Source organism: Pseudomonas sp. LAMO17WK12:I10, from assembly GCF_900215185.1.
Lineage (GTDB): Bacteria > Pseudomonadota > Gammaproteobacteria > Pseudomonadales > Pseudomonadaceae > Aquipseudomonas > Aquipseudomonas chlororaphis.
Window position 1 is genome coordinate 82,480 of sequence record NZ_OBDX01000008.1, and the last position, 12,342, is coordinate 94,821.

14 protein-coding genes are annotated in these 12,342 nt (G+C 61.9%); 11 read left to right on the top strand and 3 right to left on the bottom strand.

Annotated elements, in window-relative coordinates; translation table 11 throughout:
- The first annotated feature begins 39 nt into the window (after positions 1-39).
- From pnuC to CRO75_RS11480, 8 genes are all read left to right on the top strand, one after another.
- On the top strand, positions 40-606 hold the full coding sequence (gene pnuC / locus CRO75_RS11445) for a nicotinamide riboside transporter PnuC (RefSeq protein WP_009043772.1): 567 nt from the start codon (positions 40-42) through the stop codon (positions 604-606).
- A complete protein-coding gene (locus CRO75_RS11450; protein ID WP_097135345.1) occupies positions 603-1,127 on the top strand; it encodes an AAA family ATPase in 525 nt (174 codons plus the stop codon). Before pnuC ends, CRO75_RS11450 begins: the two co-directional genes overlap by 4 nt.
- Before the next feature lie 351 nt (positions 1,128-1,478).
- Positions 1,479-1,940, top strand: a complete 462-nt coding sequence (locus CRO75_RS11455) for a hypothetical protein (protein ID WP_097135347.1) — start codon at positions 1,479-1,481, stop codon at positions 1,938-1,940.
- Between the two features lies 1 nt (position 1,941).
- Complete coding sequence (locus tag CRO75_RS11460) at positions 1,942-2,520, top strand: adhesin (RefSeq protein WP_097135349.1); 579 nt, start codon at positions 1,942-1,944, stop codon at positions 2,518-2,520.
- A 62-nt stretch (positions 2,521-2,582) separates the two neighbouring features.
- Positions 2,583-3,611 (top strand): heme utilization protein, encoded by a 1,029-nt coding sequence (locus CRO75_RS11465; protein WP_097135351.1) that lies wholly within the window; start codon positions 2,583-2,585, stop codon positions 3,609-3,611.
- A gap of 63 nt (positions 3,612-3,674) precedes the next feature.
- Positions 3,675-4,355: a C39 family peptidase gene (locus CRO75_RS11470; protein WP_097135353.1), complete on the top strand. Its 681-nt coding sequence runs from the start codon at positions 3,675-3,677 to the stop codon at positions 4,353-4,355.
- Between the two features lie 43 nt (positions 4,356-4,398).
- Positions 4,399-5,145, top strand: a complete 747-nt coding sequence (locus tag CRO75_RS11475; RefSeq protein WP_177409742.1) for a hypothetical protein — start codon at positions 4,399-4,401, stop codon at positions 5,143-5,145.
- A gap of 45 nt (positions 5,146-5,190) precedes the next feature.
- Positions 5,191-6,480 carry a transporter gene (locus tag CRO75_RS11480; RefSeq protein ID WP_097135356.1) on the top strand — a complete coding sequence of 430 codons (1,290 nt, stop codon included), beginning with the start codon at positions 5,191-5,193 and terminating at the stop codon, positions 6,478-6,480.
- Positions 6,481-6,541: 61 nt separating this feature from the next.
- Here the strand turns inward: CRO75_RS11480 and CRO75_RS11485 are convergent, their stop codons facing one another.
- Positions 6,542-7,867 (bottom strand): sigma-54 dependent transcriptional regulator, encoded by a 1,326-nt coding sequence (locus CRO75_RS11485; RefSeq protein ID WP_097135357.1) that lies wholly within the window; start codon positions 7,865-7,867, stop codon positions 6,542-6,544.
- A 351-nt stretch (positions 7,868-8,218) separates the two neighbouring features.
- Between CRO75_RS11485 and CRO75_RS11490 the strand changes: the two genes are divergently transcribed.
- On the top strand, positions 8,219-8,485 hold the full coding sequence (locus CRO75_RS11490) for a hypothetical protein (protein ID WP_009043763.1): 267 nt from the start codon (positions 8,219-8,221) through the stop codon (positions 8,483-8,485).
- A gap of 273 nt (positions 8,486-8,758) precedes the next feature.
- On the opposite strand, the gene paaX is transcribed toward CRO75_RS11490, so the two are convergent.
- A complete protein-coding gene (paaX, locus tag CRO75_RS11495; protein WP_009043762.1) occupies positions 8,759-9,682 on the bottom strand; it encodes a phenylacetic acid degradation operon negative regulatory protein PaaX in 924 nt (307 codons plus the stop codon).
- Between the two features lie 87 nt (positions 9,683-9,769).
- Complete coding sequence (gene paaY, locus CRO75_RS11500) at positions 9,770-10,366, bottom strand: phenylacetic acid degradation protein PaaY (RefSeq protein ID WP_009043761.1); 597 nt, start codon at positions 10,364-10,366, stop codon at positions 9,770-9,772.
- Between the two features lie 358 nt (positions 10,367-10,724).
- On the opposite strand from paaY, the gene paaF reads away from it, so the two are divergent.
- Entirely contained in the window at positions 10,725-11,498 is a 774-nt protein-coding gene (gene paaF / locus CRO75_RS11505) for a 2,3-dehydroadipyl-CoA hydratase PaaF (protein WP_097135359.1), read from the top strand.
- A 51-nt stretch (positions 11,499-11,549) separates the two neighbouring features.
- Positions 11,550-12,341: a 2-(1,2-epoxy-1,2-dihydrophenyl)acetyl-CoA isomerase PaaG gene (paaG, locus tag CRO75_RS11510; RefSeq protein ID WP_028682380.1), complete on the top strand. Its 792-nt coding sequence runs from the start codon at positions 11,550-11,552 to the stop codon at positions 12,339-12,341.
- Position 12,342 lies beyond the last annotated feature (1 nt).

Below are 12,342 nucleotides of genomic sequence, written 5' to 3' on the forward strand. Positions count from 1 at the left end.
GTTACAATCCGCACCCTCCTCCGCTTCCAGGTAGTTTTCATGTCCGGGCTTGAACTGTTCGCCGCCGCACTCGGCGTGATCGCCGTCTGGCTGACAGTCAGGCAGAACCCCTGGTGCTGGCCGATCGGCCTGGTCATGGTGCTGCTGTACAGCTGGATCTTCTTCGAGGTGAAGCTGTATTCGGACATGCTGCTGCAAGTGGTCTACGCCGCCCTGCAACTCTATGGCTGGTGGCAGTGGACCCGCGGTGGCGCCAGCCATCAGGGGCGTCCGGTCAGCCTGCTGGCACCCCGCTCGATGCTGTTCGGCCTGAGCCTCGGGGCCATCGGCAGCCTGCTGCTGGGGGCTGCCATGGCCCATTGGACCGATGCCGCGCAACCCTGGCTGGACGCCGCGCTGACCGGCTTCAGCCTGGTGGCGCAATGGTGGATGGCGCAGAAGCGCGTGCAATGCTGGCCGCTGTGGATTGCCGTCGACGTGATTTTTGTCGGCCTGTTCATCTACAAGGACCTGTACCTGACGGCGGCCCTGTACGGGCTGTTCACCCTGCTGGCCGTGCAGGGCTGGCGCGCCTGGCGGGCCGACCCGGCGTTGCGCCCGGCATGAAGGTCCTGGTGTTGACCGGCCCCGAGTCCAGCGGCAAAAGCTGGCTCAGCGGCCACTTGCAGGCGCGCTTCGGTGGCATCCAGGTGGGTGAATACGTCCGCCATTTCATCGAGCAGCAGCGACGCGACACCTGCCTGGCGGATATCCCGGAGATCGCCCGCGGCCAGCTGGCCTGGGAGGACCAGGCCCGGGCGCAACAGCCGCCGCTGCTGATTCTCGACACGCACCTGCTGAGCAACATGCTCTGGAGCCAGACCCTGTTCGGCGCCTGCCCGGACTGGCTGGAGCCCGAGCTGCTGGCTCGCCGCTATGATCTGCACCTGCTCCTCTCGCCGGAAGATGTCGGCTGGAGCAACGACGGCCAGCGCTGCCAACCCCAACTGAGCGAGCGCCTGGCTTTCTTCAAGGCCACCGGTGATTGGCTGGTGCAACACCAGCAGCCCTTCGAAGTGATTCGCGGCGACTGGGAAGCCCGTCGACAACAGGCATTCGAGCGGGTCGAGCGTTTACTTCAGGGTTAGGCGAATCCCTTTCCTGTCCGCGTTTTTTCCTCTGTTGGCGAGAAAAACGTCCATCCCTGAAACACCCGCCGCTGTGCAGAACGGCCAAATCAAAGGGCTTCTTGTTGTCCTTCATCCACCTGTTAAAGCGCTGATACAACCCGCCGCGAGCCCCCGATCCAGAGCCTCGCCACGGCCATACCGGGCTGTCGAAGGCGACACGAGTCTCATCGTTGAAACACCCCTGCCCCGGCAACACGCCTGGTTATTCGTAACCTGTTGAATTTTTGAAACAATCGAAAAGCGGCACGGCTTCTGCTCTCTCCCTCGTAACGCTGACTAGGGCCAGCGAAAGAAGAAGGGAATGCTACCGTGGAGAACCTCAATTCAGCTCTGACCCGCCTCCTGCTGATCGGCTGTGCCATCGGCTCGCTGCTCAGCCTCCCGGTCCAGGCTGCCGGCGACATCAGGGACGGCAGGATTATTCTCGACCGCGACGTGCAACCTCATACCGTCGGCCGCCCTCCGCTGCATCCTGACCCCTACCCGACCACCGTCAATGCCAACCCATCGGCCCGGGTCAAACAGATGACCAGCAACACCGAATTGAGCGACGGCGATTTTGCCGGGGTCAGCAGCGGCTCCACGATCAGCGGCAGCGTCATGCCCAACGGCGTCAACCTGCAGGGGCTGAACACCGTCACCAACCCCAATGGCCTGACCGGCATGAGCGCCGGCCACGGCGGCGGCAGCGGTGGCGCCATCTCCGGCACCATCAACCGCTCCCTGAATTCTGGCCTGGCTCCTTTGGGCAGACTGGCCGGAGGCCAATGAGATGACTCGTACCCTCGTATGGCTAGCCCTGTTCGGCTGCGCTTCGGTGATGGCCGCCCCAGGCATCCAGGCGGTGGACACCGCCACCCTTCACAACTCCGGCGCCCGCTACAACGGCAACTTCAACGTCAACCAGGCCGCCGGCGACCAGCAGCAACAGACCAACACACGCGCCATTGCCATCGGCACCGACGCCCAGGCCACCACCGTGGTCCGGCAGAAGCTCGGCACACCGGCCAGCAGCGCGATCGACGCCAGCAGCAGCATCGGCGGCAACGCTTTCAGCAACGGCAACGGCGTCCTGGGCGTGAATCAGGGAGCCGGCGCCAACAACCAGATGGTCAACGCAATGCGGGTGAGCATCAGTGCCCAGCCGCAAAGCATCGACGACAGCGTCCTGTCCCAACAGAACGTGGCGCTGTTACCAGGCTCGGGAGCAACTGACGCTTCCAAAGGCAGCCGCCAGGTCGTTACCAGCGACCAGGCCTTCACCGGCAGCCGGGGAGTGATTCAGGTGAACCAGAGTGCCGGGGTGGGGAACCGAATGGCTAACACCCTGAGCATACGGGTCGCTGACTGACCCGCAGCAGTGCGATTGGAAAGTACCAACACTTAACCAACTAATAAGCACGGAGAAACACCATGAAACCTACAATGGCTCTCAAGCCACTGGTTTTTGCACTTGCCGCAGTGATGGCAATGGCTGCACAGGCAGGTGGTAATGACGACAATCACGGCGGTCACGGTGGCCATGGCGGTCACAATGGTCACCACGGTGGTCATGGCGGTCACAACCCACGCGGTCCAGACCTCAACACCCTGCTGCAAATCACCGCCGGCGCCAATGCTTCCGTGGTCGATGAGCAGTACAGCTCCGGCAACAGCGTCACCAACCGCGGCACCAACAACAACGCCGACGCCAGCGACTCGATGAACAACTCCAACGGCAACATGGGCGCCAACGTGGCTGCCGGCGACGGCAACCAACAAGACAACGCCGTCGCCCTGGCCACCGCCGATGAAAGCTTCATCTTCGGCAGCGCGGTAGCCACCTCCAGCGCGACCCAGACCAACACCGACAACTATGTGAAAAACTGGTCCACGCAAAACAACGCAACACTCGACAATGCAGGCAACGGCGGCTCCGGCAACATCGGCATCAACGTCACTGCCGGCAACTTCAACCAGCAGAAAAACAACCTGGCAATCGCCGTATCCGGTGGACGCGTAGCCAGCGCATCGGCTTCGGCCGACCAGACCACTACTGGCCTGGACGTGGACAACAAGGGTGTGCGTACCTACAAAAAGGACACTCTTGAAGGCACTTTCTCCGCCAAGGGCACCTACAAAGGCACTGGCTACGGCAAGATCGAAGGCGACGACGATCACCATGGCGGTGGTCATCATGGCTACGGCGATCGCAGTGGTGGCCACGATAACGACGATCAGAAGTTCACCTTCAAGGAACAAGGCACGATCGAACTTTCCGGCGTCTGGACCAAGCAAGTGCTGACCAAAGACGGTTGGAAAAACCCTGTGATCAACAACGCGTCGATGACCGGCTCGATGAACGGCTTCTCCGGCAACGGCGGTGCCAACGTCTCGGCGGGTGTCGGCAACCAACAAAGCAACTCGCTGTCCATCGCTGCCGGCTGCAGAGCCTGCCTGTAATCACGAGAGTGACGAAAGCCCCGGAAACGGGGCTTTTCCACAGTCCCACAAGGCGTATCGATCATGCGAATGGCGACCTTCTCCCTTTTGCTTTGTCTGACCGGCCTGGCTCAGGCCGCCCAGATGCCAGTGGCCGCGCTGCCTGGCGGAAACCTGGTGTACAAGCAGGTGCAGAGCGTGCGGGAGCGCAAATTCGCCGACCTGGTCGAGCAGAAAACCGACTTCAGCTGCGGCGCCGCCGCACTGGCGACGGTACTGCGCCAGGCTTACTGGCTCGACGTCGATGAGGAGCACGTCATCAAAGGCATGCTGGCCACTGCTGACCAGGACCTGGTGCGTACCCAGGGTTTCTCCATGCTGGACATGAAGCGCTACCTGGAAAGCATCGGCATGCGCGCCCGGGGCTACCGGATACCTCCTGAAAAACTCGAGGCGGTGACCATTCCGGTGGTGGTACTGATGGACATTCGTGGTTACAAGCACTTCGTGGTCATGCAGCGGGCGCAGAAAGACTGGGTCTATATCGGCGACCCTGTCCTCGGCCATAAACGCTACTCCCACGAAGACTTTGTCAAAGGCTGGAACGGTATCGTCTTCGCCATCGTCGGCCCCGGCTACGACAAGGCCAACGCCTTGCGCGACCCGCCCAACCCGCTGACCGCGAAGAACAAACTGGATACCTTCAACCCGGTCAAAGATGCAGAACTGATGGAATTCGGCTTCATTCAGAGCGACTTCTTCTAGGTCGCAATAATGATAAAGGGGCAGGATGCTCCGGGAGCAGCAGATGAAAAGCGCTTACTGGCTGGCCGCTGCCTGCCTGGTCACAAGTTTTCCTGCGTACGCCAACGCAGGGTTCAAGCCTATAGAAATCAAGGACCAGGAACTCTCCGAGCTCCGCGGTCGCTACGTCATGCCGGGGCGGATCATCAGCTTCGGCATTGTCATGAGCAGCACCTGGCGCAATGCCTCGGGCGATCTGATCGGCGCCACGACTTCCATGCAGATCCAGCAATCGACGATCAAGCCGGAATTCTATGTCTCCACGATCAAGGAAGTCGGCAACGGCTCGACGCCGACCCAGGGCTCGGGCAACGTGATCGGCGGCGCGGGCCTGGCCACCACCCAAGGGGTGACCCAGAGTGTACGCGCGGCGGGCGACGGCAACAGCGCCTATAACAACGTCGCCATCGACGTCAAGGAAGCCAGCCATGCCCCGGCGTTGGTGCCGGCGCAAGGCCAGCTGTTGATGAGCGGGCAAACCATCAGCGGCAGCAACGCCGCGGGCAGCGTGGCCGTGTCCGCCACCGGTGGCGGCATCCAGATGGCCATCCAGGCCAGCAACAACCAGGGCTCAGCCCTGCAACAAGTGGCCCAGGGCGGCTTGCTGCAGAACACCCGCCTGCTGGGCGACAGCAACCTGGTCAGCAACCTGACCCAACTGAACGTCGTGCTCAACAATAACGGGGTGAGCACCGGCGCTTTGGACTGCAACCTCACCCAGCTCAAAGGTCTTCGCAACCTGGGATATTGAACTACGCTGATTCTCGATCATTAGGCTCAAAGGGATGGCTTATTCATGTATCGATCAGTTTCGCTGCGTGCTGTTGTTTGTTTTAGCACCCTCTTCCCAGCGGCCCAGCTGCAGGCGGCACCGGATGCCAACGTAGAGGCCCTGAAGCAAGAACTATTGGAGCTTAAACAACGTTACGAAGTGCAGCAGAAAGCATTGGCGGTATTGGAACAACGGGTACGCCAGGTCGAGGAGCAACCGGCGGCGCCACCCCCGAAACGCCTGGCCAAGTCGCCAGCGGATATGCGCGGCAACCAACAGGTGGCGGGGGGCGTTACCAAGCCGACCCTGGCCGGCGGCAGCTCTTACGGGGAATCGCTCAAGGATGATTCGCAACCGGCGCAGAGTGTCTCCAACCTGTACGACGAAGCCAGCGGCTTCTTCGGCGGCGGCAAGTTCAGTGTCGAGACCGGCCTGACCTACTCCCGTTATGACACCCGGCAGCTGATTCTCAACGGCTTCCTGGCGCTGGACTCGATCTTCCTCGGCAACATCAACCTGGACCGGATCAAGGCCGACAACTGGACCCTCGACCTCACGGCCCGCTACAACCTGGACAACCGTTGGCAGTTCGACGTCAACGTGCCGGTGGTCTACCGCGAATCGACCTACCAGTCCGGCGGCGCGCAGAACGGCGCGGCGGGCGTCACCAGCGAAAAGACCGTGTCCAAGGACCCGACCCTCGGCGACGTGAACTTCGGCATCGCCTACAAATTCCTCGACGAATCGGTCAATACCCCGGACGCGGTGTTGACCTTGCGCGTCAAGGCGCCGACCGGCGAAGAGCCGTTCGGCATCAAGCTGCGCCAGGTCCAGGACAACACCAACCTGTTCGTCCCGGATGACCTGCCGACCGGTAACGGCGTCTGGTCGATCACCCCCGGTATCTCGCTGGTCAAGACCTTCGACCCGGCGGTGCTGTTCGGCACCCTCTCCTACACCCACAACCTGGAAGAGTCCTTCGACGACATCAGCTCCACGGTCAACCAGAAGACCCCGGGCAAGGTCAAGCTCGGCGACAGCTTCCAGATCGGCATGGGCGTCGCCTTCGCCCTGAACGAGAAGATGAGTATGTCGTTCTCCTTCTCGGACCTGATCCAGCGCAAGAGCAAGCTCAAGGAAGACGGCGGCGACTGGCAGTCCGTGGTGTCCAGCGATGCCAACGCCGGCTACTTCAACGTCGGCATGACCGTGGCGGCCACCGACAACCTGACCATAGTGCCCAACCTGTCCATCGGCCTGACCGACGATGCGCCGGACTTCACCTTCAGCCTGAAATTCCCCTACTACTTCTAAACCACAGGCAAAAAAAGGCCCGCGGCGATCACCTCGCCGCGGGCCTTTTCGTCGCACCGCCCTAGCGGATCTGATGCTTGTGCAGCAACCGGTAGAAAGTCGGGCGCGATACGCCCAGCACCCTGGCCGCGACACTCAGGTTGTCGCTGTGCCGACTCAAGACATCGCACAGGGCCTGGCGCTCGGCCCGATGCTTGTAGTCCTCCAGCGTGCCCATGGGCGCAATGTTCGCCTGCGGGCTGAGCAGGCCCAGGTCCCGGGCCTCGATCTGCCGGCCCTCGGCCAGTACCAGACCGCGTCGCACCCGGTTGGCCAGCTCGCGGACATTGCCCGGCCAGTCGTGCTTGCCCATGGCCACCAGCGCGTCTTCGCTGAAACTGCGCGGCCGGCGCCCGGTTTCCTGGCTATAGAAGTGGGAAAAATGGCTGGCCAGCATGCCGATATCGCCATGCCGTTCGCGCAATGGCGCGGTGACCACCTGCAACACATTCAGGCGGTAATACAGGTCTTCGCGAAAGCGCCCCTTGTCGATCGCCGCCTCGAGGTCGACGTGAGTCGCCGCCAGCACCCGTACATCCACCGGGATCGGCTGGCTGCCACCCACCCGTTCAATGTGTTTTTCCTGCAAAAAGCGCAACAGATTGGCCTGCAGTTCCAGCGGCAGGTCGCCGATTTCGTCGAGAAACAGGGTGCCGCCATGGGCCGCCTCGATACGCCCGACCTTGCGTTGATGGGCGCCGGTGAACGCGCCCTTTTCATGGCCGAACAGTTCGGACTGAATCAGGTGCTCGGGGATCGCCCCGCAGTTGATCGCCACGAAGGGCTTGCTGTGGCGCTGCGACTGGCGGTGCAGGGTCCTGGCCACCAGTTCCTTGCCCGTACCGCTTTCGCCGCGAATCAGCACCGGCGACTCGGTGGGCGCCAGCTTGCTCAAGAGTTTGCGCAAGTCGCGGATCGGTCGGCTGTCGCCCAGCAACTCATGCTCGGGCTGAGCGACATGAATGTACCCCTGGCCACGCAGGCGGGCCATGCCGAAAGCGCGTCCGAGGGTCACCTGGACCCGCGAGACATCGAACGGCAGGGTGTGGAAATCGAAAAACCACTCGCAAACGAAATCGCCGACCTTCTGCAGGCGCAGCACGTCCGGGCTGAGCACCGCGATCCACTCGGTGCCGCTGCGGCTGATCAGCTCCTTGACCGCTTCCGGTCGATCCAGGTGAAAAGCCTGCAAACGCAGCAGGCCGACGTCACAGCCGCGATCGACGGCCGATTCCAGGTCACAACTGTCGACATCCCAGCCCACCGTGCGTAATCCAGGCAGCAGACGATGGCAATCGTCGCACGGGTCAACCACTAAAAGGCGGCGTAAGGCGGTCGCTTCAAGCATGACTGTTCCTTGGCGCCAAAAAGAGGAAAAGTTATTAGAAACAGTAGTTTGGCAAACCTGGCTGTAACATTAGCAATTACTTGACGGGGTCTTGTATCGATTGTTTATAGCGTCAATCACCATTTGGACTAACCCTTAGATGGATCCAAAAGCCCGGTTTAATTGCCTGCGCCAATCTTTCATTCAGCTTTCAAAAGAAGGCTCTGAACCGCGGCTGTGAACAAAAGTTGTAAATTCTGGTCTTTCTATGTGACCTGATCCCTGGTTCGAGACATCAGTACAAGTAACCAGCCGAACGGTAAGCCCAACCGACGGCACATCATTTGATTGGGCACATAGAGAGAAGACCCCATGAACGCCCCGCTCCGTATCAACGAAGCACTTTTGATCGCCGACCGCGCATTCCAGCCATTCCAATGCGTCGCCTGGGCCCCACAAGACGGTAACGGCGAACTGAGCCTGACCGTCATCGACCGCACCAATACCCGTATTGGCCGCAAACAGATTCCAAGCAGCGCCTACTCCGACCCGGCGCAACTGGAAGACCTGCTGAAACAGGCCCGCGCCGAACTGAGCCAGGAAGGTTACACACTGCAATCCTGGGTCATGCCAGAGTAAGAACACGGACGCAGATCACCTTCGGGTGATCTGCGTTATTTTGTCGCAGTTGATATGCCAGCACTTTAGCCAGTTTGCAGAAAGTTCAACTTTCGCGGCCTGACTTGCCTCTCTCCCGCCTGTTTCAAGGCGAGTCTCCAGACACTCGTTAAAAACTCTTTATTACCGCCTTAGTCCGCGCCTGACATGGCGCTTTAGTATCTGCCGCACATCCCTCGCCAGGCGCCCCCGATACTCGAGTGTTCCTGAACGAGGGCTGCATCTTGAAACGCCTTATTTCAAACCGCCAAACCGCCGATAGAAACTTTCGCCCACGTCGGGCAGCGGGCCATCGGCGTTTTCCAGCGCGTCGTTGAGCCATTCCTCGGCCTTGGCGTAAATCAGGCGATAGATGTTGCGACAGAGCTGGCGCGCCGCCCGGCCTTCCCAGTCACCAGGGAGCAGCTCGTCCGGCAGTTGCGGATCGCGCAGCAGCAGTTTGCGGTACTCGTGGATCAGCAGCAGGCGCGCCAGGAAACAATCGGCCGGCTGCAGTTGCTCCTGCTCGCGCAGCGCTTGCCACAACGGCCGGAACAGCTGGATGAACTCGCTGTAGTGAGCCGCCAGCTCATCGATGTTCCAGCTTTCGCGCACCTGCAGGCGCAGCGCCTTGGAGGCCAGCACATCCTGGGCGGTGGTCTCGAACACTATGGTGTCTTCCTGGGCGCCAAGGTCCACCAGGGTCGCATTGATGTCCGCCCGATCGCTGCGCGGACAGGCCAGCAGCACCGGCGAAATCGCGCCAAAACCTTGCCATTCCAGCTCTTCGCGCACCTGCTTGCGCTTGTCCTGGCCAAGCTGCGACAGCATCACCAGGCACCAGGAACCATCCCAGGCTGGCACGCTGGCGTTGTAGACCCGCTTGAAGGCCTTGTCGAAACGCCGGCGGCCGGTACCGGTCAGGCTGTAATAGCTGCGACGCCCGACCTTCTCGGCGGTCAGCCAGCCTTCCTTGGTCAGGCGAAAGATCGAGGTGCGGATCAGTCGTTCGTTGATGCCGATGGGTTCGAGCAACTGGATCAGGCTGCCCAGCCATACCGTACCGCCGTGGGGTTCGATGGCATCGCCGTACAGGGTAATGATCAGGGAGCTGGCGCGAATCGGCGTCTGCTCCTGGAAACGGGTCACAAGATGATTCAACGGTGCTAGGGACGACATGGGCGTACCGGACAAAAAGGAAGAAATATACCGGGTTTCACCGGCTTGGAGTGGCCTGGAGCGCGCGACCCACTGTGCCCTGGTTGTTCACTGGCCGGCATTTTTCGGACGCAGGCCACTGTCGGTGATGCGCGGGCGATTGGCTTCGGGTTCCGCGAGCGGCTCACAGACCTGCATCTGCTCCAGGCAGCGCCTGGCCAGCTGTTGATATTCACGGGTGCCGGCCTGCTTCCAGTGCAGCTCTTCATCGCTGAGGCGGCGTTTGACACTGGCCGGGGCGCCCATGACCAGCGACTGCTCCGCACACTCGAAGCCAGCCTTGACGAAGGCCGCCGCGGACACGAAGCAGCGTGGCGCGATCCGGGCGTTGTCCATCACCACCGCGTTCATCCCCACCAGCGCATCGGCGCCGATCCGGCAGCCGTGCAGCACCGCGCCATGGCCGATATGGCCGTTGCGCTCGACCACCGTGTCGCTCTCGGGAAAGCCGTGCATCACACAGGTGTCCTGCAGGTTGGCCCCCTCCTCCAGCACGATCCGTCCGAAATCGCCGCGCAGGCTGGCCAGCGGGCCGATGTAGCAGTGGGCACCGACTATCACGTCGCCGATCAGCACGGCGGACGGATGAACATAAGCACTGGGATGGACCACCGGGGTCAGGCCGTCGAGGCTGTAGCAGGTCATGAGGTACTCCTTGGCTAGGTGGCAAGTCGACATAGTGCGCAAAGTGATGCCGATCAGTATTTATTTTGTATCACATCAAGCTTAAACGAAAAAGCGGAAAAACAGTATCGCGTCTCTGCTCAGCGAAAGCCGCCAGGCAAAGGCCATAAGCCCTAGTAAAATCTAGAAAATCACGATTTGATCGACCCTCTCCGTCCTGGAGCAACCGATTAAAAGCTCAAATTTAAAGACACACTAATTACATTTTTACATTGCATTTATGTATCGTATTGGCGATATACTCGGCGAAAACCGGCTCCCCAGCCGATCCAACAATGACCCGGCCCTGCGCCGAGCGTGCACCGTGAGGGCATCCGCCATGCCTCAAACCCTTGCTGTCGAAAGCCTCGATGGCGGCGTTCGACTGATTACCCTGCAACGCCCCGCCGCCCTGAATGCCCTGACCAGCGAATTGCTCGGCGAACTGGCAGCCGCCCTGGACGCCGCCCAGGCCGACAGCGAGACCCGGGTCGTGGTGCTGACCGGCAGCCGCAAGGCATTCGCCGCCGGTGCCGACATCAATGAAATGGCCGAGCGCGACCTCACCGGCATCCTCAATGACCCGCGCCAGGCTTCCTGGCAGCAGATCACCGCCTTCAGCAAACCGCTGATCGCCGCGGTCAACGGCTTTGCCCTCGGCGGCGGCTGCGAGCTGGCCATGCACGCCGACATCCTGATCGCCGGCGAGGACGCGCGTTTTGGCCAGCCGGAAATCAACCTCGGGATCATGCCCGGCGCCGGCGGCACCCAGCGCCTGCTGCGGGCGGTCGGCAAATCCCTGGCCATGCAGATGGTCCTCGGCGGCGAGTCGATCGATGCCCGCCATGCCTTGCGCGCCGGCCTGGTCAGCGAGGTCACCCAACCGGAATTCACGGTCGAGCGCGCCCTGCAGCTGGCGCGGCTGATCGCCGGCAAGGCGCCGCTGGCCCTGCGCCTGGCCAAGGAGGCGCTGCTCAAGGCGCTGGACACCGACCTCGCCAGCGGCCTGCGCTTCGAGCGCCATGCCTTCACGGTGCTGGCCGGCACTCGCGACCGCGAAGAAGGCATCCGCGCCTTCCAGGAAAAACGCCGGCCCCGCTTCACCGGCCACTAGGCCGCCGTAGCGGCCAACGACTCACACGACCTGTCAGAGAGCGCCAGAACCATGAACTTCGAACACATCCTGTTTTCCGTCGAGGCAGGCGTCGCCCTCCTCAGCCTGAACCGCCCCGAACAGCTCAACAGCTTCAATGCGCAGATGCATGGCGAGGTCCGCGAAGCACTCAAGCAGGTGCGCGCCAATCCCGAGGCCCGGGTGCTGCTGTTGACCGGCGAAGGCCGTGGCTTCTGTGCCGGCCAGGACCTGAGCGACCGCAATGTCGCCCCCGGCGCGGAGGTGCCGGACCTGGGCGAATCCATCGAACGTTTCTACAACCCGCTGATCCGCCAGTTGCGCGACCTGCCGCTGCCGGTGATCTGCGCGGTGAACGGCGTGGCCGCCGGGGCCGGGGCCAATATTCCCCTCGCCTGCGACCTGGTGCTGGCCGGTCGTTCGGCGAGTTTTATCCAGGCGTTCTGCAAGATCGGCCTGATCCCCGACTCCGGCGGCACCTGGACCCTGCCGCGCCTGGTCGGCATGGCGCGGGCCAAGGCCCTGGCCCTGCTGGGCAATCGCCTGACGGCCGAACAGGCCGAGCAATGGGGCCTGATCTATCGCTGCGTCGAAGATGCCGAGTTGCGTGACGAAGCCCTCAAGCTTGCGCGCCACCTGGCCACCCAGCCCACCTACGGCCTGGCGCTGATCAAGCGCAGCCTCAACGCCAGCCTGAACAACAGCTTCGACGAACAGCTGGAACTGGAAAAAGACCTGCAACGCCTGGCCGGACGCAGCGAGGACTACCGCGAAGGAGTGAGCGCCTTCATGGACAAACGCACACCGACCTTCAAGGGACGTTGAA

Excerpts from the sequence above, each read along its gene's own strand:
- paaF (WP_097135359.1), top strand. The coding sequence starts at position 10,725 with ATGCCTCAAACCCTTGCTGTCGAAAGCCTCGATGGCGGCGTTCGACTG.
- CRO75_RS11465 (WP_097135351.1), top strand. The coding sequence starts at position 2,583 with ATGAAACCTACAATGGCTCTCAAGCCACTGGTTTTTGCACTTGCCGCA.
- CRO75_RS11490 (WP_009043763.1), top strand. The coding sequence starts at position 8,219 with ATGAACGCCCCGCTCCGTATCAACGAAGCACTTTTGATCGCCGACCGC.
- pnuC (WP_009043772.1), top strand. The coding sequence starts at position 40 with ATGTCCGGGCTTGAACTGTTCGCCGCCGCACTCGGCGTGATCGCCGTC.
- paaY (WP_009043761.1), bottom strand. The coding sequence starts at position 10,366 with ATGACCTGCTACAGCCTCGACGGCCTGACCCCGGTGGTCCATCCCAGT.
- paaX (WP_009043762.1), bottom strand. The coding sequence starts at position 9,682 with ATGTCGTCCCTAGCACCGTTGAATCATCTTGTGACCCGTTTCCAGGAG.
- CRO75_RS11460 (WP_097135349.1), top strand. The coding sequence starts at position 1,942 with ATGACTCGTACCCTCGTATGGCTAGCCCTGTTCGGCTGCGCTTCGGTG.
- paaG (WP_028682380.1), top strand. The coding sequence starts at position 11,550 with ATGAACTTCGAACACATCCTGTTTTCCGTCGAGGCAGGCGTCGCCCTC.
- CRO75_RS11475 (WP_177409742.1), top strand. The coding sequence starts at position 4,399 with ATGAAAAGCGCTTACTGGCTGGCCGCTGCCTGCCTGGTCACAAGTTTT.
- CRO75_RS11480 (WP_097135356.1), top strand. The coding sequence starts at position 5,191 with ATGTATCGATCAGTTTCGCTGCGTGCTGTTGTTTGTTTTAGCACCCTC.
- CRO75_RS11470 (WP_097135353.1), top strand. The coding sequence starts at position 3,675 with ATGCGAATGGCGACCTTCTCCCTTTTGCTTTGTCTGACCGGCCTGGCT.
- CRO75_RS11485 (WP_097135357.1), bottom strand. The coding sequence starts at position 7,867 with ATGCTTGAAGCGACCGCCTTACGCCGCCTTTTAGTGGTTGACCCGTGC.
- CRO75_RS11450 (WP_097135345.1), top strand. The coding sequence starts at position 603 with ATGAAGGTCCTGGTGTTGACCGGCCCCGAGTCCAGCGGCAAAAGCTGG.